15 protein-coding genes are annotated in these 17607 nt (G+C 71.5%); 11 read left to right on the top strand and 4 right to left on the bottom strand.

The annotated features are described in order from the left end of the window. Positions 1-99: 99 nt before the first annotated feature. From ACEN9J_RS36290 to ACEN9J_RS36280, 3 genes are read left to right on the top strand one after another with little or no spacing between them, the layout of a single operon-like run. On the top strand, positions 100-1260 hold the full coding sequence (locus ACEN9J_RS36290; protein WP_413764780.1) for an acyl-CoA dehydrogenase family protein: 1161 nt from the start codon (positions 100-102) through the stop codon (positions 1258-1260). Positions 1261-1272: 12 nt separating this feature from the next. Then, positions 1273-2292 carry an acyl-CoA dehydrogenase family protein gene (locus ACEN9J_RS36285; protein WP_413764779.1) on the top strand — a complete coding sequence of 340 codons (1020 nt, stop codon included), beginning with the start codon at positions 1273-1275 and terminating at the stop codon, positions 2290-2292. A 25-nt stretch (positions 2293-2317) separates the two neighbouring features. After that, positions 2318-3502, top strand: a complete 1185-nt coding sequence (locus ACEN9J_RS36280) for a CaiB/BaiF CoA transferase family protein (RefSeq protein ID WP_413764778.1) — start codon at positions 2318-2320, stop codon at positions 3500-3502. On the opposite strand, the gene ACEN9J_RS36275 is transcribed toward ACEN9J_RS36280, so the two are convergent. From ACEN9J_RS36275 to ACEN9J_RS36265, 3 genes are all read right to left on the bottom strand, one after another. After that, a complete protein-coding gene (locus tag ACEN9J_RS36275; RefSeq protein WP_413764777.1) occupies positions 3487-4326 on the bottom strand; it encodes an enoyl-CoA hydratase/isomerase family protein in 840 nt (279 codons plus the stop codon). The two genes, ACEN9J_RS36280 and ACEN9J_RS36275, sit on opposite strands and share 16 nt — an antisense overlap. After that, entirely contained in the window at positions 4313-5296 is a 984-nt protein-coding gene (locus ACEN9J_RS36270; protein ID WP_413764776.1) for a tripartite tricarboxylate transporter substrate binding protein, read from the bottom strand. Before ACEN9J_RS36270 ends, ACEN9J_RS36275 begins: the two co-directional genes overlap by 14 nt. Before the next feature lie 118 nt (positions 5297-5414). Next, a complete protein-coding gene (locus ACEN9J_RS36265; protein ID WP_177239409.1) occupies positions 5415-6389 on the bottom strand; it encodes a LysR family transcriptional regulator in 975 nt (324 codons plus the stop codon). Positions 6390-6530: 141 nt separating this feature from the next. On the opposite strand from ACEN9J_RS36265, the gene ACEN9J_RS36260 reads away from it, so the two are divergent. From ACEN9J_RS36260 to ACEN9J_RS36225, 8 genes are all read left to right on the top strand, one after another. Next, a complete protein-coding gene (locus ACEN9J_RS36260; protein WP_413764775.1) occupies positions 6531-7115 on the top strand; it encodes a DUF2889 domain-containing protein in 585 nt (194 codons plus the stop codon). Between the two features lie 100 nt (positions 7116-7215). Continuing rightward, entirely contained in the window at positions 7216-8133 is a 918-nt protein-coding gene (locus ACEN9J_RS36255) for an SDR family NAD(P)-dependent oxidoreductase (protein ID WP_413764774.1), read from the top strand. Between the two features lie 8 nt (positions 8134-8141). Continuing rightward, positions 8142-9017, top strand: coding sequence for a MaoC/PaaZ C-terminal domain-containing protein (locus ACEN9J_RS36250; RefSeq protein ID WP_413764773.1), 876 nt, complete (start codon positions 8142-8144; stop codon positions 9015-9017). After that, positions 9014-10486: a 3-oxoacyl-[acyl-carrier-protein] synthase III C-terminal domain-containing protein gene (locus ACEN9J_RS36245; RefSeq protein ID WP_413764772.1), complete on the top strand. Its 1473-nt coding sequence runs from the start codon at positions 9014-9016 to the stop codon at positions 10484-10486. Before ACEN9J_RS36250 ends, ACEN9J_RS36245 begins: the two co-directional genes overlap by 4 nt. Continuing rightward, a complete protein-coding gene (locus ACEN9J_RS36240; RefSeq protein ID WP_093346284.1) occupies positions 10467-11672 on the top strand; it encodes an acetyl-CoA acetyltransferase in 1206 nt (401 codons plus the stop codon). The genes ACEN9J_RS36245 and ACEN9J_RS36240 overlap by 20 nt, the downstream gene beginning before the upstream one ends. Positions 11673-11714: 42 nt before the next feature. Next, positions 11715-12866, top strand: coding sequence for an acyl-CoA dehydrogenase family protein (locus tag ACEN9J_RS36235; RefSeq protein WP_413765702.1), 1152 nt, complete (start codon positions 11715-11717; stop codon positions 12864-12866). Continuing rightward, positions 12863-14080: a CaiB/BaiF CoA transferase family protein gene (locus ACEN9J_RS36230; RefSeq protein WP_093346289.1), complete on the top strand. Its 1218-nt coding sequence runs from the start codon at positions 12863-12865 to the stop codon at positions 14078-14080. Before ACEN9J_RS36235 ends, ACEN9J_RS36230 begins: the two co-directional genes overlap by 4 nt. Before the next feature lie 30 nt (positions 14081-14110). Further along, the gene (locus ACEN9J_RS36225; protein ID WP_413764771.1) at positions 14111-15088 is read left to right on the top strand and encodes a Bug family tripartite tricarboxylate transporter substrate binding protein; all 978 of its coding nucleotides are present in this window, start codon (positions 14111-14113) and stop codon (positions 15086-15088) included. Between the two features lie 18 nt (positions 15089-15106). Here the strand turns inward: ACEN9J_RS36225 and ACEN9J_RS36220 are convergent, their stop codons facing one another. Next, positions 15107-17548 (bottom strand): TonB-dependent siderophore receptor, encoded by a 2442-nt coding sequence (locus ACEN9J_RS36220; RefSeq protein ID WP_413764770.1) that lies wholly within the window; start codon positions 17546-17548, stop codon positions 15107-15109. Positions 17549-17607: the final 59 nt, after the last annotated feature.

The raw sequence follows: 17607 nt of genomic DNA, 5'->3' as shown, positions 1-17607 counted from the left end.
TGAATGTCTCGGTGATGGCGGCAGCCCGCCGATTATGTCGACCGCGCGCGCTCCGCGCAGCGGGGCAAAACCCCATGCCATCTCGAGGAGGGCGTCCCGATGAACCCGTTGCAATCCTTCGCGCTCGCCGCGATCCCCGCGCAGGACGAGGCGCTGCGCGCACCGGTGCGCGACTTCCTGCGCGCGGCGCTGCAGGGCGTGCCCGACGCCGTGCGCGCGCGCTCGTGGATGGGCTTCGATGCCGAGTTCAGCCGTGCCCTCGGCGCGCGCGGCTGGATCGGCCTCACGCTGCCGACGGCCTATGGCGGCGGCGGGCGCAGCAGCTTCGCGCGCTTCGTGCTGCTCGAGGAACTGCTCGCGGCCGGCGCGCCGGTCTCGGCCCACTGGATCGCCGACCGCCAGACCGCGCCGCTGATCCTGCGCTACGGCACGCCCGCGCAGCGCGCCTTCTTCATTCCGCGCATCGTGCGCGGCGAGCTCTTCACGAGCATCGGCATGAGCGAGCCCGACACCGGTTCGGACCTCGCGGGCGTGCGTTCGCGCGCGGTGCCCACGGCCGGCGACGGCTGGCGCCTGAACGGGCGCAAGATCTGGACAACCAATGCGCACCGTGCCCACTACCTGTGCGCGCTGGTGCGAACCTCGGGCGCGCACGAGGACCGGCACCGGGGCCTGTCGCAGCTGCTGATCGACCTCTCGCTGCCGGGCATCATGGTGCGGCCGATCCGCGACCTCAGTGGCGATGGCCATTTCTGCGAGGTGCTGTTCGAGGACGTCGAGCTGCCGGCCGATGCGCTGGTCGGCGAGGAAGGTGCGGGCTGGCAGCAGGTGACGGCCGAGCTGGCCTTCGAACGCAGCGGACCCGAGCGCATCCATTCGAGCCTGGTGCTGGCCGAGGCCTGGCTGGCGGAACTGCGCCGCGCGCCGCGGGTGCCGGACGGCGCGCTGGCCGCGGCCGGGCGCATCGCGGGGCGCATGGCGGTGCTGCGCGCGATGTCGCTGAGCGTGGCGCGGCAGCTGGGGCAGGACCTCGACCCGGCCTTCGAGGCCGCGCTCGTGAAGGACCTGGGCACCGAGTTCGAGCAGGCCCTGCCGGGCTGGATCGAGGAGGCCTTCGATGCGCCCGGGCATCCCGCGCCCTCCGATGGGTTGCGGCAGACGCTGGCCTATGTGACGCAACTGGCGCCGAGCTTCTCGCTGCGCGGCGGCACGCGCCAAATCATGCGCGGCATCATCGCGCGTGGCCTGGGCGTTCGGTAGGAGGAGAACGAGATGAACGACGACATGCTGCTCGACGACTTCGAGCGTCCGCTGGCCGACCTGTGCACCGACGACACGCTGCGCGCCATCGAGGCCGGGGCTTCCGCCGAGGCGCTGTGGCGGGCCATCGACGGCCTCGGCTTCACCGACGCGCTGCTGCCCGAGGCGCGGGGCGGCGCGGGCCTGTCGCTGCGCGAGCTGTTCGCGCCGGCTTTCGCCGCGGGCCGCGCGGGGCTCGCGCTGCCGTTCGCCGAGACCGCCGTGGCGCGCGCCCTGCTGGCCGCGGCCGGCCAGCGCGAAGCGGGCGGCGACGGGCCGATCGCCATCGCACCGGCTGCGGCGCACGAAGGCGATGCCATCGTCTGCCGCGACGTGCCCGGTGGTGCGCTGGCGCAATGGGTGCTGGTCGGCTCGCAAGGCCACTGGCTGCTGCTGCCGCGCGAACGCGCCGCGGCGCAGCCCGGTGCCTGGCGCCCGCGGGTTTCGGCCAGCCTGCACTGGGACGCGCCCGCGCTCGCCGTGGCGCGCTTCGAGAGGGACGATACCGATGCCACGGCGCTGTGCAATGCGCTGCATGCCGCGGGCATGGCGGGCGCGATGGCGCGCGTGCTGGAACTCGCCACGGCCTATGCGCAGGACCGGCGGCAGTTCGGCCGCCCGATCGCGCAGTTCCAGGCCATCCAGCAGGAGCTCGCGGTGCTGGCCGAGCAGGCGCATTCGGCCACGCTGGCTGCGCGCCTGGGCTGCTGCGCCGAGGGCTGGCAGCCCGATGCGTTGCTGGCCGCCGTCGCCAAGCTGCGCGCCTGCGAGGCCGCGCGCAGCGTCGCTGCCATCGCCCATGCCGTGTTCGGTGCCATCGGCATCACCGAGGAGCATGTGCTGGGCCTCTACACGCGGCGCCTGCACGAATGGCGCCAGGCACCGGGCACCGAGGCGCAGTGCGCGCGCCTGCTTGGCGAAGCCGTGCTGGCACGGCCCGAGGGGCTGCTCGATGCCGTCCGGCTGCGGCTGGTGGCGGCGGTGCACGGCTGAATCATCCAACGATCCGAAAGCGCGAATGACCGAACCGACTTCTCCCCCGACCCGCCAGGGTCCGCTCGCCGGCGTGAAGGTGATCGAACTCGCGGGCATCGGCCCGGGCCCGATGGGCGCGATGCTGCTCGCCGACATGGGCGCCGAGGTGCTGCGCATCGATCGGCAGACGCCGGCCGACCTCGGCGTCAAGCGGCCGCTGCAATACAACCTGCTGATGCGCAACCGCCGCTCGATCGCGCTCGACCTCAAGGACCCCGAGGCGGTGGCGCTGGTGCTCGAACTGATCGAAGGGGCCGATGCGTTGATCGAGGGCTTCCGCCCCGGCGTCACCGAACGGCTGGGCCTCGGGCCCGAGGCCTGCCTGGCGCGCAACCCGCGCCTGGTCTACGGCCGCATCACGGGCTGGGGCCAGGACGGGCCGCTGGCGCAGGCCGCGGGCCACGACCTCAACTACATCGCGCTGACCGGCGTGCTGCATGCCATCGGCCGCAAGGACCAGCCGCCGTCGATCCCGCTGGCGGTGGTCGGCGACTTCGGCGGCGGCGCGCTCTATCTGGCGATGGGCGTGCTGGCCGGCATCATCGAGGCGCGGAGTTCTGGTCGTGGCCAGGTGGTCGATGCCGCAGTGGTCGACGGCGTGGCCCACATGGCCACGGCCTTCTTCGGCATGCGCGCGGCCGGCCAGTGGCGCGACGAGCGCGGCAGCAACGTGCTCGATTCGGGCGCGCCCTTCTACGAGGTGTACGAATGCGCCGACGGCCTGTGGATCTCGATCGGCCCGATCGAGGCGCGCTTCCATGCCGAGCTGCTGCAGCGGCTGGGCATCGCGCCCGAGGCTGTCGGCACGCAGCTCGATCCGAGCGACTGGCCGCGCGCGCGCGCCGTCTTCGCCGCGGCCTTCCGCACGCGCACGCGCCAGGCCTGGTGCGAGCTGCTCGAGGGCAGCGACGTCTGCTTCGCTCCGGTGTTGTCCTTCGGCGAGGCGCCCGCGCATCCGCACCTGCGGGCGCGCGGCAGCTTCGTCGAGATCGAGGGCGTGACGCAACCGGCACCGGCGCCGCGTTTCAGCCGCACGCCCTCGGGCCGGCCCACCGCGCCGCAAGCGCCGAGCGACGACGGCCTCGAAGGCTGGCTCGCGCCGGCGCGCATCGAGGCCTGGCGCCGCGCGGGCGTGATGGGCGTCTTGCTCGCTCAGCCCCAGTCGTAGAGCGGTGGCTGGCGGTTCGCGAAGCGCGCCGCGGCCTCCGCATGGAAGGCCGTGGTCAACGCCACCGCCTGCTGGTGCGCCTCGATCTCGCCCATGGTCTGGTAGTCGACATCGAAGCTGCGGTTGAGCGAGCTCTTGATCATGCCGAGCGCCTCGCGCGGACCCCGTGCCAGCCGCGCGGCCAGCGCATGCGCGGCCGGCAGCAGATCGTCCGGTGCATGCACCGCGTGCACCATGCCCATGGCCCGGGCCTCCTCGGCGCCGAAGCGGCGCGCCGTCATCGCGAGTTCCTTCGCGCGCGCCAGGCCGAGCAGCCGCGGCAGCATGTAGAAGGCGCCGAAGTCGGGCACCGCACCGATGCGTGCGAAGGCGCAGCAGAAATCGGCGCGCGTGGAGGCGAGCACGAAGTCGGCCATCAGCGACAGCGACAGGCCCGCGCCGTAGGCGGCGCCGTCGACCGCCGCGATCACCGGCACGTCGAGCGAACGCAGCCGGTCGAGCCAGCCGCGGTGCACCGCCAGCAGGCGCTGGCGCGTGGCGGCCGCCACGCCGGGTTCGCTGGCGCGCGACAGCATGGCCTTCACGTCGCCGCCGGCGCAGAAGCTGCCGCCCGAGCCGGTGAGGATCAGCACGCGCACTTCGGGCGTGCGCTCGACCAGCTCGAGCACCTCGATGTAGTCGGCGCGCAACTCGAGCGACATCACGTTGCGCACCGCGGGCCGCTGGTGCGAGAGCTCGGCGATGCCGTCGCGCACGCGCAGGCACGATTCGCGCAGCGTGCGCTCCAGGGGCACCGCGCCCTCGGGGGTGTCAGCGGATCTCATCGCCGACCAGCTTCGCGAGTTCGCGGTAGCGCACCGCCTCGTCGGCGATCAGCTGCGTGAATTCCTTGCGGCCGGTGCCCACCACCTCGCCACCGCTCTGCTGCGCGAGCTGCGCGCGCACGGCTGGGTCGGCCATCACCCTGCGCATCATCTCCTCGAGCTTGCGCGCCACCGGCGCCGGCGTCTTGGCGTGGATCGCGAAGCCGATGAAGGTGTAGAGGGTGTAGCCCGGATAGCCGGCCTCCTGCACCGTGGCCACCTCGGGCAGCAGCGGATGGCGCGTGGCACCCGCCACGGCCAGCGCGCGCACCTTGCCCGCGTTCACCAGCGGCGCGGCGCCCGCGATGTCCATCAGCGCGAGGTCGACCGCGCCGCCGACCACGTCGGTCACCGCCTGCGAGGCGCCCTTGTAGGGCACGTGGTTGAACGCGATGCCGGCGCGCTGGCCGAGGTCGAGCGCGCCCAGGCGGTAGGTGTTGCCGTAGGTGCCGAGGCTGACGCCGCCCTTGTCGCGCCGCGCGGCGGTGACCACGTCGGCCAGGCTCTTGTAGCGCGAGTCGGGCGAGGTGATGAGCACGGCCACGTGGCGCGTCATGTTGAGCACCGGCAGCAGGTCCTCGGGGCGGTAGGGCAGGTTCTTCACGAACAGCGGATTGATCACGGTCGCGCTCGGGCTCACCAGCACCACCGTGTAGCCGTCGGCCGGCGCGCTCAGCGCGGCCTGCGTGCCGAGCGTGAGGTCGGCGCCGGGCTTGTTCTCCACCACTGCGGGCTGGCCCGCGACCTCGCGGAAGTGCTCGGCGAAGGTGCGGGTCATGGTGTCGCCGCTGCTGCCGGGCCCGATGGGCACGATGAAGCGGATCGGCCGCGACGGATAGTCGGCGGCCTGCGCGCGGGCCGGCGGCGTCGCCGTCAGCAGCGAGGCGCAGGCGAAGGCGGCCGCGATCCACGCGATCCTGGCGTTGGGCATGGTCTTGTCTCCTGTGGTTCTTGTCGCGTTCCACGATAGCGACAGGATCTCGCGCAAGCCATGCGGAATGGGGCAATCAGCTATGCGCGATCCGGGCACCGGGCCGCGCCGGACGTACTCAGGCCGGCTGCGTCTCGCGCGCCTGCAGCAGCCGCAGCACGCGCTCGTGGTGGTCGCGCAGCACCGACACCACGCAGCGCTCGACCGCGAGGCTCGCGCGGTTGATGCGGTGCTTGGCGCCGGTGGCGCAGAAGGTGTGCAGCGTCAGCGCGGGGCTCACGATGCGCGCGCTGGCGAGGTCGCGCTCGTCCTTCGACAGGTAGTCGACCACGCGGTGCACCTGGATGATGGCGTAGCGCCCGCTGTGGCGCACCACGTCGCGGATCATCGCGCCCGAGTTGATCTCGAGGTCGGCGCGCAGGTCGAGATCCATGCCCTTGGCCATCTCGCGCACCACGGCCTCGACCGGGTTCGGCGTCGGCGGTATGACGAGCGGAATACCGCTGAGCGCCGACAGCGGCAGCGTGGGCTGGCGCATCAGCGGCGAGTCGCGGCGGCCCAGCAGCACCAGGTCGGACGAGAACAGCAGCTGGGCCTGCGCGGGCGGCTCGGCATGGCAGCTGTTGAACACGCCCACGTCGAGCTTGCCGGCGGCCAGCCGGTCCATCACGTCGCGGCTGTAGCTCTCGTGGATCACCAGCCGGATCTTCGGGAACTGCTCGGTGATGTGGTTCACCAGCGTCGACACCGGCCCTTCGGCGGCCCAGCGCGGCAGCGCGATCTCGACCGTGCCCGAGGGCTGTTCGTTGGTGGAGGAGGCGAGCTCGAGGAAGCCGGTGGCGCCGTCGAGCAGGCCGTGCGCCACGGGCAGCAACGAGGAGCCGAGCTCGGTCAGCAGCACGCCGCGGCCGGTGCGGTTGAAGAGCCGGCCGCCCACCAGCTCCTCGAGTTCGAGCACGCGCCGGCTCAGCATGGACTGCGAGCATCCGCGCAGCAGGGCGGCTTGCGAGAAGCTGCCCGATTCGGCCGTGGCGACGAAGGCCGAGACGTTTTCGATCTTCAGATCGTCGGCCGCGCGAACCAGCAACTTCACTTTCTGTCTCCTCCCGGCAGCAGGACTTGCGGCCTGCAATTTTCACATAGCAGGCATGCGCGGTGCAGGGCTGCGAGGCCGCTTCGCGGGTTCTAGAGTCCGGGTATTTACCCTAGAGCGGCGGTTCGCGTCGCGTGTGCGATGACGACTTCCGACGCTTCCCTTTCCTCGCCCGCGCGGCGCCTGCTCCACACGCGCGAAGTGCTCTGCCAGGGCTACGAGCGCGACGACGGCCTGTGGGACATCGAGGCGCGCATGAGCGACGTCAAGACCCATCCGATGCACCACGACGACGGCCGCGTTCGCCTGCCCGCGGGCCGCTTCATGCACCGCATGGGCCTGTGCCTCACGGTGGACGAGGGCCTGCGCATCGTCGCGGCGCGCGCCTGGACCGAGCATGCGCCCAATGCCGAGTGCATGGACATCGGGGCGTCCTACGAGGCCTTGGTCGGCCTCTCGATCGGGCCGGGCTTCACCTCGCGCGTGAAGGAGCGCTTCGGCGGCGCGGCCGGCTGCACGCACCTGACCGAGCTGCTCGGTCCCGTGGCCACCACCGCGTTCCAGACGCTGTTCCCGGTGTTCGAGCAGCGCCGCCGCGCGCGCTTGCTGAGCGACCCCGAAGGCGCGGCGCGCACGCGGCCGCCGCTGCTCGACAGCTGCTTCGCGCTGCGCGCCGAGGGCGAGGTCGCGCGCGGGCGCTGGCCGGCCTTCGCCAAACCTGCATAGCTGCCATCCGCATCGCGTGGGTACGCCGCGCGGCCTCGCTGCCTACATTGAACGCATCCCGTTCGTTGTTGAACCGGATCGAACATTCACAGGAGACGAAATGGCAGGAGTTCTGGAAGGAAAGGTCGTGCTCGTGACCGGCGCGGGCCGGGGCGTGGGACGCGAGATCGCGCTGCTGGCGGCGCGGCAGGGTGCGAGCGTGTTGGTCAACGACCTCGGCGGCGCGTCCGACGGCGAAGGCGAGGGCACGATCGATCCCGCTTCGGAGGTGGTGAACCTGATCCGCGCCGAGGGCGGCAAGGCGGTGGCCAACGGCGACAGCGTGTCGAATGCCGACGCCGCGGCGCGCATGGTGCAGGCCGCGATCGACAACTTCGGCCGGCTCGACGGGGTGGTCAACAACGCGGGCATCCTGCGCGACCGCATGTTCCACAAGATGAGCACGCTCGACTGGCAGCAGGTGATCGACGTGCACCTGCAGGGCACCTATCACGTGAGCCGCGCGGCCGCGATGCTGTTCCGCGAGCAGCAGTCGGGCGCCTACGTGCACATGACCTCGGCCGCGGGGCTGGTCGGCAACATCGGCCAGGCCAACTACTCGGCTGCCAAGCTCGGCATCGTCGGCATCTCGCGCTCGATCGCGCTCGAGATGGCGCGCTGCCACGTGCGCTCCAACTGCGTCTCGCCCTGGGCCTGGAGCCGCCTGATCGGCACCCTGCCCGCGGAGACCGAGGAGCAGAAGCGCCGGCTCGAGCGCTTCAAGCAGATGACGGCCGACAAGATCGCGCCGATGGTCGTGTACCTGCTGTCGGACCTCGCCGCGGCGGTGAGCGGCCAGATCTTCGGCGTGCGCAAGAACGAGATCATGCTGTTCAGCCAGCCGCGGCCGCTGCGCACCGTACACCGCTCGGAGGGCTGGACCGTCGAGAGCATCGCCGAGCACGCCATGCCCGCGATGCAATCCAGCCTGGTGCCGATGGAAAGCGCGCGCGAGGCCTTCGCATGGACGCCGGTGTGAGTCGCGCGATGGCCTTCGATCCCGACAAGCTGCTGCAGCGCCGATTCGCGCCGGTGGCGCAGAGCTACACCGCCAAGGACTCGATCCTCTACGCGCTGGGCCTGGGCTTCGGCCGCGACCCGCTCGATGCGCGCGAGCTGCCCTTCGTCTACGAGGAACGGCAGCAGGCCGTGCCGACCCAGGCCGCCGTGCTCGGCTATCCGGGCTTCTGGATGAAGGAGCCCGACACCGGCATCGACTGGCGCAAGGTGCTGCATGCCAGCCAGTCGGTGCAGCTGCACCGGCCGCTCGCGCCGGCCGCCACCGTGATCGGGCGCACGCGCGTCAAGGCGATCCTCGACAAGGGGCCCGAGGTGGGGGCGCTGTTCTTCGTCGAGCGCACGCTCGAGGACAGCGACGGCGAATTGCTGGCCACGGTGGAGCAGGCCGTGATGGCGCGCGGCAACGGTGGCTTCGGCGGCGCGAGCGGCCCCTCGCCCGCCGCGGCCAAGGTGCCCGACACGCCGCCCGACCACGTGTGCGACCTGCCGACCTCGCCCTCGCAGGCGCTGCTGTACCGGCTCTCGGGCGACCTGAATCCGCTGCATGCCGACCCCGAGGTGGCGCGCGTCGGCGGCTTCGAGCGGCCGATCCTGCACGGCCTGTGCACCTACGGCATCGCCTGCCATGCGCTGCTGCGCACGCTGTGCGGCTACGTGCCGCAGCGGCTGCGGCGCATCGACACGCGCTTCACCTCGCCGGTGTATCCGGGCGAGACGATTCGCGTCGAGATCTGGGGCTCGCAGGGCGAGGTGCGCTTTCGCGCGACCGCGCTCGAGCGCCAGGTCATGGTGCTGAACAACGGCCTGGCCGTGATCGACGCGGCCGCGGGAGGCCCGCGATGAACGGCATCGTGGCTTTCGGTGCCTACGTTCCGCGGCTGCGCCTGCAGCGCGAGGCCGTGGTGCGCGCCAATGCCTGGTTCGACGGGTCGCTGGCGGCGCACCGCGCGGGCGAACGCGCCATGTGCAACTTCGACGAGGACGCGGTCACGATGGCGGTGGAGGCCGCGCGCGACTGCCTCGGCACGCTCGATGCGGCGAAGGTCGACGACCTGCAGCTGGCCTCGACCTCGCTGCCCTATGCGAGCCGCCTGAACGCGAGCATCGTCGCGCAGGCGCTGAACCTCGGCGAGGAGGTCGGCGCGATCGACGTCACCGGTTCGCAGCGCGGCGCCACCTCGGCGCTGATGCAGGCCCTGCGTGGCGGCGCGGGCCGCCGCACCCTGGTGGTCGCGAGCGACCGGCGCAAGGCCAAGGTGGCCAGCGCGCAGGAACTGCTCTACGGGGATGCGGCCGCGGCGGTACTGGTCGGCGACGGCGAGGTCATCGCGCAGCCGCTGGCCATGGTGAGCCGCACGGTCGACATGGCCGACCACTACCGCGGTGCCGGCGCCGCCACCGACACCTACTGGGAGGAGCGCTGGATTCGCGAGGAGGGCCATCTGCGGCAGGTGCCGCCGGCCATCGCGGATGCGCTCGCGCAGGCCGGGCTGACGGCGGCGCAGGTCGACCGGCTGTGCATCGCGCTGCCGCACAAGGGCGTGCCGCAGCGCCTGGCCAAGCTCGCGGGCATCGCCCCCGAGCGCCTGCACGACACGCTCGCCGCAAGCGTCGGCAATGCCGGCGCGGCCCATCCGCTGCTGATGCTCGCGCATGCGCTGGGCGAGGCGACGCCGGGCCAGGTGCTGGTGCTGGTGGCCTTCGGGCAGGGCGTGGACGTGCTGGTGTTGCGCACCACCGAGGCGCTGCGCGCGCGGTCGCCGCGCACCGGGGCGCAGGGCTGGCTGGCGCGCGGCAGCGCCGAGCACAACTACATGAAGTTCCTGGTCTTCAACGACCTGCTGCCGCTGGAGCGCGGCATGCGCGCCGAGAACGACAAGCTCACGCCGCTGAGCGTGGAGTACCGCCACCGCAAGACGGTGCACGGCTTCGTCGGCGGCCGCTGCGGCGCCTGCGGCACTGCGCAGTGGCCGCGCACCGACATCTGCGTCAACCCGGCCTGCGGTGCTACCGGCACGCAGCAGGACCTGCCGTTCGCCGACACGCCGGCGCGCGTCATGACCTACACCGCCGACCGGCTGGCCTATTCGCCGAGTCCGCCGGCCTGCTACGGCATGGTGCAGTTCGAGGGCGGGGGCCGGCTGATGATGGATTTCACCGACGTGGACGAACAGCAGCTCGCCGTCGGCCTGCCGATGCGCATGAGCTTCCGCATCAAGGCCGTCGACACCGCCCGCGGCTACGTCCGCTATTTCTGGAAGGCGGCCGTCGCAGGTCCGCAGGAGAACACGCATGGCAACGGGAATTCGTGACAAGGTCGTCATCCTCGGCATGGGCTGCTCGCGCTTCGGCGAGCGCTGGGACTGCAGCGCCGAGAACCTCGCGGTGGAGGCCTTCACCGAATGCCTGGCCGACGCGGGCATCGGCAAGGAGCAGCTGCAGGCCGCCTGGCTCGGCATGGGCATCGAGACCCAGCACCTGGGCAGCGGCGGCGTGCCGCTGGGCGTGACCTTGCGGCTGCCGAACATCCCGGTGTCGCGCGTGGAGAACTTCTGCGCCTCGGGCTCGGAGGCATTGCGCGGCGCGGCCTATGCGGTGGCATCGGGCGCCTGCGACTTCGCGCTGGCCTTCGGCATCGAGAAGCTCAAGGACACCGGCTATGGCGGCCTGCCGCAGCGCCCGCGCGGCCCGTTCAACGACATGGTGTGGCCCAACATCAGCGCGCCGGGCTCGTTCGCGCAGCTGGCCAGCGCCTACCGCGCCAAGCACCGCATCGACGCGAAGGACCTCAAGCGCGCGATCGCCCACGTGTCGGTGAAGAGCCATGCCAACGCGGGCCGCAATCCCAAGGCCCACCTGCGCAACCCGATCACCATGGACGACGTCATCCACTCGCCGATGATCGCCGAGCCGCTGGGCCTGTACGACTGCTGCGGCGTGTCCGACGGCGCGGCCTGCGCCATCCTGACCACGCCCGACATCGCGCGCGGCCTGGGCAAGAAGGACCTGGTGGCGCTGAAGGCACTGCAGCTCGCGGTCTCCAGCGGCAGCGAGGCCTCGTTCGACGACTGGGACGGCAGCTACTTCCAGACCACGCGCGTGGCCTCGGCGCGCGCCTACGAGGAAGCCGGCATCCGCCGCCCGCGCGAGCAGATCGACCTGCTCGAGGTGCACGACTGCTTTTCCATCACCGAGCTGGTGACCATGGAGGACATGCACATCTCGCCCGAGGGCCGCGCCTCGCACGACGTGCTCGACGGCTTCTACGACGCCGACGGCACCATGCCCTGCCAGATCGACGGCGGCCTCAAGTGCTTCGGCCATCCGATCGGCGCGACGGGCCTGCGCATGGCCTACGAGATGTACCTGCAGATGCAGGGCCGCGCCGGTGCCCGCCAGCGCAGCGACGACCCGTCCCTCGGCGTGATCCACAACCTGGGCGGCTTCCCCTGGCAGAACGTGTGCAGCGTGTCGGTGCTGGGCAAGTACGGCGCCTGACGCGGCGCCGGACGACAAACACGAAGGAGACATACCGTGCTGATGGACGAATACCGATCGCCCTGGCGAACGCCCGAGGTCGAGCAGTTCCAGGAAACCGCGCGCCGCTTCTGGACGGCCGAGCTGATCCCCCACGTGGAACGCTGGGAAGCCCAGGGCCACATCGACCGCGGCGTGTGGAAGCGCCTGGGCGAGATGGGCTTCCTGCTGGCCGACCTGCCCTCCGGCTACGGTGGCGGCGATGGCGACTACGCGCACCTGGCCGCGCTGGTGGAGACCAGCGCCGCGTGCGGCTTCGGCCCGGGCTTCGGCCCGCACTACATCGTGGGCCACTATCTGCACCACTACGGCAGCGAGGCGCAGAAGCGGCGCTGGCTGCCGGGCATGGCCAGCGGCGACATCGTGGCCTCGATCGGCATGTCCGAGCCCGGCGCGGGCTCCGACCTGCAGGGCATCCGCACGCGGGCGCGGCGCGATGGCGAGCACTACGTGATCGACGGCTCGAAGACCTTCAACACCAACGGCCACCATGCCGACCTGGTGATGCTGGCGGTGAAGACCGACACGGCGCTGGGCGCGAAGGGCGTGTCGCTGCTGATGGTCGAGACGCGCGATCTCGCGGGTTTCCGCCGCGGCGCGCCGCTCGACAAGATCGGCCTGAAGGCGCAGGACACGGTGGAGCTGTTCTTCGACCAGGTGCGGGTGCCGGTGTCGAGCCTGCTGGGCACGGCCGAGGGGCAGGGCTTCGCGCAGATGATGTCGCAGCTGCCCTACGAGCGCATGCTGATCGGCATCCGGGCCGTCTGCAACATGGAGCGCGCGCTCGAGCTCACGCTGGCGCACGTGCACCAGCGCCAGGCCTTCGGGCAGCCGCTGTTCAAGCTGCAGAACACGCGCTTCGAGCTGGCCGAGATGAAGACCGAGGCCACGCTGGCGCGGCTGTTCGTCGACCAGTGCATCGGCTGGCAGCAGGAGGGGCGGCTCGACGCGGCCACCGCCGCGATGGCGAAGTGGTGGGGCACGCAGAAGGAGTGCGAGACCATCGACCGCTGCCTGCAGCTGTTCGGCGGCTACGGCTTCATGCGCGAGTATCCGATCGGGCGCATGTTCGTCGACTCGCGCGGCCAGAAGATCTACGGCGGCGCCAACGAGGTGATGAAGGAGATCATCGCCCGCCAGCTGGTGCCCCGATGAGCGCCGAGAACCACACCGGGAGCGGCCCGCTCGCGGGCCTGCGGGTGCTCGACATCGCGACCGTGCTGGCCGGCCCCTTCGCCGCCACCCTGCTGGCGGACTACGGCGCCGACGTGCTCAAGCTCGAGCTGCCCGGCAAGGGCGACGGCATGCGCGCCTTCCCGCCCTTCAAGGACGGCAAGAGCATCTGGTGGAAGGCGGCGCAGCGCGGCAAGCGCTTCGGCACGCTCGACCTGCGCCGGCCCCAGGGGCTCGCGCTCTTCAAGCAGCTGCTGCCGCAGTTCGACGTGTTGATCGAGAACTTCCGCCCCGGCACGCTCGACCGCTGGGGCCTGGGCAAGGAGGTGCTGTGGGCGCTGAAGCCGAACCTCGTGATCCTGCGCGTCACCGGCTTCGGCCAGACCGGGCCCTATTCGGAGCGGCCCGGCTTCGCGCGCATCTTCGAAGCGATGGGCGGGCTGACCACGGTCACCGGCCACGCGGACGGCGAGCCGATGCATGCGGGCGTGCCGCTGGGCGACTCGATCGGCGGGCTGTTCGGCGCCATCGGCATCCTGACCGCGCTGTGGCCGCGCGCGCGCGATCCCTCGCTGCCGGGCGAGGAGATCGACCTGTCGCTGACCGAGTGCATCACGCGGCTGCTGGACTTCATGCCCGGCGTCTACGAGCAGCTCGGCACCGTGCCCACGCGCAGCGGCAACCGCAGCCCCTATTCGGCGCCCTCGGCCGTCTACCGCACGCGCGACGACCGCTGGGTGTCGATGGCGGGCTCGATCAACTCGATGTTCGCGAACAACTGCTGCGCCATCGGCCGTCCCGAGCTGATCGACGACCCGCGCTTCGCCGACAACGCGAGCCGCGTGGTGCACGAGCAGGAGCTCAACCGCATCTTCATCGACTGGTGCGCGGCGCGCGATCTCGAGGAGGTGCTGGCCGCCTTCGCGCAGGCCGGCGGCACGCTGGCGCCGATCTACGGCATCGACCAGGTGGTGAGCGACCCGCAGGTGCGCGCACGGCGCTCGATCGTGCCGGTGCCCGACCGCGACTTCGGCAGCCTCCAGATGCCGGCGGTGGTGCCGCGCTTCGCCGGCAGCCCGAGCGTGCCGCGCCATGCGGGCGCGGCGCTCGGGCAGGACAACGCGCAGGTGTACCGCGAGCTGCTCGGCCTGCCCGACGACACGCTCGCGCAGTTGCGTGCCGACGGCGTGATCTGACCCCCTCACGAGAACGAACGGAGACAGGACATGAAATCACTCACGCGCCTGCGGGCGCTGCTCGGAGGGTTGCTGGCCGCGCTGTGCGCCGGCACCACGGCCTGGGCCGCCCCTTACCCGGAACACCCCGTGCGCCTCGTCGTGCCCTACCCGGCGGGTGGCGCCACCGACGGCGCGATCCGGGTGCTGGCCGAGCGGCTCGGTGCCGCCTGGGGCCAGCCCGTCATCGTGGACAACCGGGCCGGCGCCTCGGGCCGGCTGGGCCTCGCGCTGGTGGCGAAGAGCCCGCACAGCTACAACTTCGTGGCCGCCACCAACTCGACCATCAGCGACGAGCTGACGCGCGGCGGCGATGGTTCCTTCCTGCTGGCGCGCGACCTGGTGCCCGTGGTCACCATCTTCACGACGCCGGTCGCGCTGCTGGTGCACACCGGCACGGGCGTCGACAGCATGGCGCAGTACATCGCGCTGGCGCAGCGGCGCCCGGGCGCCGTGAGCTTCGGCTCCAGCGGCGAGGGCACCAGCACCCACTTCTACGGCGAGCTGCTCAAGCGCGAGAGCCGCATCGACATCACGCACATTCCCTTCGCGGGCGAGGGGCCCAACCTCACGGAGCTGCTGGGCGGGCACATCCAGAGCGCCTTCCTCAGCGCCTCGGGCGCGAAGAAGGCGCAGCAGACCGGCAAGACCAGGATCCTCGCGATCACCACGCCCGGCGGCTCGATGCTGCTGCCCGGCGTTCCCAGCTTCACGCAGCTGGGCATCGCGGGGCTCGACCGCGATTCGTGGGTCGGCCTGTTCGCGCCGCTGGGCACGCCGCAGGCGGTGCGCGACGAGGTGGCGCGCGAGGTCCGCAAGGCCTTCGCCGTGCCCGAGGTGCGCGAGCGCTACGTGCAGCTCGGCCTGATCGCCGAGGGCGGAACGCCGCAGGAGCTCGAGCAGCGCGTGCAGGCCGACCGGGCCTACTGGACGCGCGTGGTGCAGGAGACGGGCATCAAGCTCAAGTAGCGCCGCGCCCGCACGGGCCTACCAGCGGTAGGTCGCCGTCGCCAACACCTTGCGCGGCTCCCCGTAGTAGCAGCTGCCCGAGCTGCAGTTCGCCACGTAGTTGCGGTTGCCCAGGTTGCGCAGGTTCAGCGCGAGGCTCCAGCGCTCGAAGTCGTAGCCCAGCAGCGCGTCGAACACGGTGTACGAGGGCACGGGCACCGGCGTGCTCTGCTGGTAGCCGCGGTTCGAGCCCATGAAGCGCGCGCCCAGGCCGAGCTTCACGCCGTTGGCGAAGCGGTAGTCGGCCCACACCGAGAGCTGGTTGCGCGACACCGCCTGCATCTGCTTGCCGATCTCGCTGGGCGTGCTGCTGGCCGTGACCTCGGCCTTGGGCGTGTAGGTGTAGGCGGCCGTCACGTTCATGCGCGGCAGGGGCTCGAACGAGGCCTCGAGCTCGAGGCCGCGCACCAGGATCTCGCCGGTCTGGCGCGGCGTGTAGTCGGCGTCGTAGGTGATGTAGTTCTGGCGCCGCAGGTCGAACACGGCGGCGCTGTACTTGTCCTTGCGGCCCGCGGGCTGGTAGCGCACGCCCACCTCGTACTGGCGGCCGGTCTCTGGCTTCAGCGGCTGGTTGGTCTGCGGATCGACCGTGACCGTGGGCGAGAACGACTCCGAGTAGCTGAAGTAGGGCGCCCAGCCGCTCGGATGCAGGTAGACCAGGCCCGCGCGGCTGGTGAACTTGTGGTCGTCGATGCGCGTGGTCGAGCCGTCGATGTGGCTGAAGGACACGGCGCGCGCGCTGTCGAAGCGGCCGCCCAGCGTGGCCACCCAGTCGCCCCACTTGATCTGGTCCTGCAGGTAGAAGCCGGTCTGCGACAGCGTGGTGCGGGCATCGAACCACGGGTCGGCGGTGGTGGTGAGGCCGGTGCTCACCGGCAGGTAGCCGTCGATGTCGCTCACGGTGCCGCTATTGGAAGTGCGCTGGTCGTTGCGCGAGCGCTGGTAGTCGAGGCCGACCAGCAGCGTGTGCTGCCAGTCGCCCCAGCGCAGCTTCGCCTGCAGCTGGTTGTCGATCGAGGCGATGCGCGCGGCCTCCTTGCTCGCGAACGGGAAGCGGCTCAGCACGCGGTAGTTGGCGGGGCTGGCCGGGTTGTCGGCATCGACGGTGACGAAGCTGGGCTGGTTGTAGACCTGCCCGTAGTCGACCTTGATCGAGCCGTAGCGCGCGTTCTGGCGAAAGCTCAGCGTGTCGTTCAGGCGATGCTCGAACAGGTAGCCGACCATCCACTGGTCCTGGTTGAAGCGGTCGAAGTTCGGGTCGCCGACGTAGGTCTTGCGCGAGAACTGGCCGTTGGGATTGGGCAGCAGGGTGCCGACCTCGGGGAAGCTGCCGTAGGAGCTGCCGTCGCGGATGCGCAGGTAGTGCGACAGCAGGGTCAGCGAGGTGTCGCCCGAGGGCTTCCAGGTCAGCGAGGGCGCGATGAAGCTGCGGTCGTTCGGCAGGCCGCTGGCCGGCAGGCTGGCATCGCGCAGCAGGCCCGTGAGGCGGTAGAGCAGCTTGCCCTCGGCATCGAGCGGACCCGAGAAATCGCCCGCGATCTGCCGCCGCGCGTTGTCGCCGAACTGCAGTTGCAGTTCGCGCAGCGGCTGCGCGGTGGGGCGCTTGCTGACCACGTTGATCATGCCGCCCGGGCCGTTCTGCCCGTAGAGCACCGAGCTCGGGCCGCGCAGCACCTCCACGCGCTCGGTGCCGTAGCTCTCGGTCTGCCAGATGGCCCAGCCGTTGTTGTTGCGCAGCTGCAGGCCGTCGAGGTAGTAGCCGGGCGCCTGCGCGTCGAAGCCGCGCAGGATGGTCCAGTCGAAACGCGAGTCGGCGCCCCAGGGCGAGACGTTGATGCCCGGCGTGTAGGCCAGCGATTCCTTGAGCCGGGTGGCGCCCGTGGCCTCGATGAAGTCGGAGGTGACGACCGAGATCGATTGCGGCGTCTCGATGATCGGCGTGTCGGTCTTGCTGCCGGCGGTGGCGCGCCGCGCGCTGTAGCCGGGAACATGGCCGGTGGCGGTTTCCTCGGCGCCGGCCGTGACCACGATCGGCGGCAGCGCGCCGGTGTCGCCGGCCGAGGCGCGCACCACGGTGAAGGCCGCGTCGCCGTTGCGCACGTAGCCCAGGCCGCTGCCCGCGAGCACGCGCTCGAGCGCCTGCTGCAGCGTGACGGCGCCGCGCACCGCGGGCGCGGTGCGGCCCTCGAGCAGCGAGCTCTCGCCGCCGATGGCGATGCCGTACTGGCGCGACAGCACGCCCAGGCTCTGGGCCAGCGGCTGGGCCGGCAGTGCGAGCTGCAAGGTGGCGGACGATGCCGCCGGCGCGCCCTGCGCATGCGCGGGGCCGCCCATCGCGAGCAGGGCCGAGGCGATGGCGCAGGCGAGGGCTGCGGCCTGGAGGGAATCGATGCGGGGGCGCCGCGGGGTCTGCTGGTTCATGTCCGAAGGTCCTGGAGCTGGTTTGCTACAGAAGACCAGCGAGATGCCGCGTACCCCCC

The organism is Variovorax sp. Varisp41, assembly GCF_047325085.1.
GTDB lineage: Bacteria > Pseudomonadota > Gammaproteobacteria > Burkholderiales > Burkholderiaceae_C > Variovorax.
The sequence above is the reverse complement of the archived record's forward strand: the minus strand, read 5'-3'. Positions and strand labels throughout refer to the sequence as shown.

What these genes read in the sequence shown, in the direction of transcription:
- ACEN9J_RS36245 (WP_413764772.1), top strand. Translation starts at nt 9,014, where the DNA reads ATGAACGGCATCGTGGCTTTCGGTGCCTACGTTCCGCGGCTGCGCCTG.
- ACEN9J_RS36260 (WP_413764775.1), top strand. Translation starts at nt 6,531, where the DNA reads ATGACGACTTCCGACGCTTCCCTTTCCTCGCCCGCGCGGCGCCTGCTC.
- ACEN9J_RS36220 (WP_413764770.1), bottom strand. Translation starts at nt 17,548, where the DNA reads ATGAACCAGCAGACCCCGCGGCGCCCCCGCATCGATTCCCTCCAGGCC.
- ACEN9J_RS36230 (WP_093346289.1), top strand. Translation starts at nt 12,863, where the DNA reads ATGAGCGCCGAGAACCACACCGGGAGCGGCCCGCTCGCGGGCCTGCGG.
- ACEN9J_RS36250 (WP_413764773.1), top strand. Translation starts at nt 8,142, where the DNA reads ATGGCCTTCGATCCCGACAAGCTGCTGCAGCGCCGATTCGCGCCGGTG.
- ACEN9J_RS36290 (WP_413764780.1), top strand. Translation starts at nt 100, where the DNA reads ATGAACCCGTTGCAATCCTTCGCGCTCGCCGCGATCCCCGCGCAGGAC.
- ACEN9J_RS36280 (WP_413764778.1), top strand. Translation starts at nt 2,318, where the DNA reads ATGACCGAACCGACTTCTCCCCCGACCCGCCAGGGTCCGCTCGCCGGC.
- ACEN9J_RS36270 (WP_413764776.1), bottom strand. Translation starts at nt 5,296, where the DNA reads ATGCCCAACGCCAGGATCGCGTGGATCGCGGCCGCCTTCGCCTGCGCC.
- ACEN9J_RS36285 (WP_413764779.1), top strand. Translation starts at nt 1,273, where the DNA reads ATGAACGACGACATGCTGCTCGACGACTTCGAGCGTCCGCTGGCCGAC.
- ACEN9J_RS36255 (WP_413764774.1), top strand. Translation starts at nt 7,216, where the DNA reads ATGGCAGGAGTTCTGGAAGGAAAGGTCGTGCTCGTGACCGGCGCGGGC.
- ACEN9J_RS36240 (WP_093346284.1), top strand. Translation starts at nt 10,467, where the DNA reads ATGGCAACGGGAATTCGTGACAAGGTCGTCATCCTCGGCATGGGCTGC.
- ACEN9J_RS36275 (WP_413764777.1), bottom strand. Translation starts at nt 4,326, where the DNA reads ATGAGATCCGCTGACACCCCCGAGGGCGCGGTGCCCCTGGAGCGCACG.
- ACEN9J_RS36235 (WP_413765702.1), top strand. Translation starts at nt 11,715, where the DNA reads ATGGACGAATACCGATCGCCCTGGCGAACGCCCGAGGTCGAGCAGTTC.
- ACEN9J_RS36225 (WP_413764771.1), top strand. Translation starts at nt 14,111, where the DNA reads ATGAAATCACTCACGCGCCTGCGGGCGCTGCTCGGAGGGTTGCTGGCC.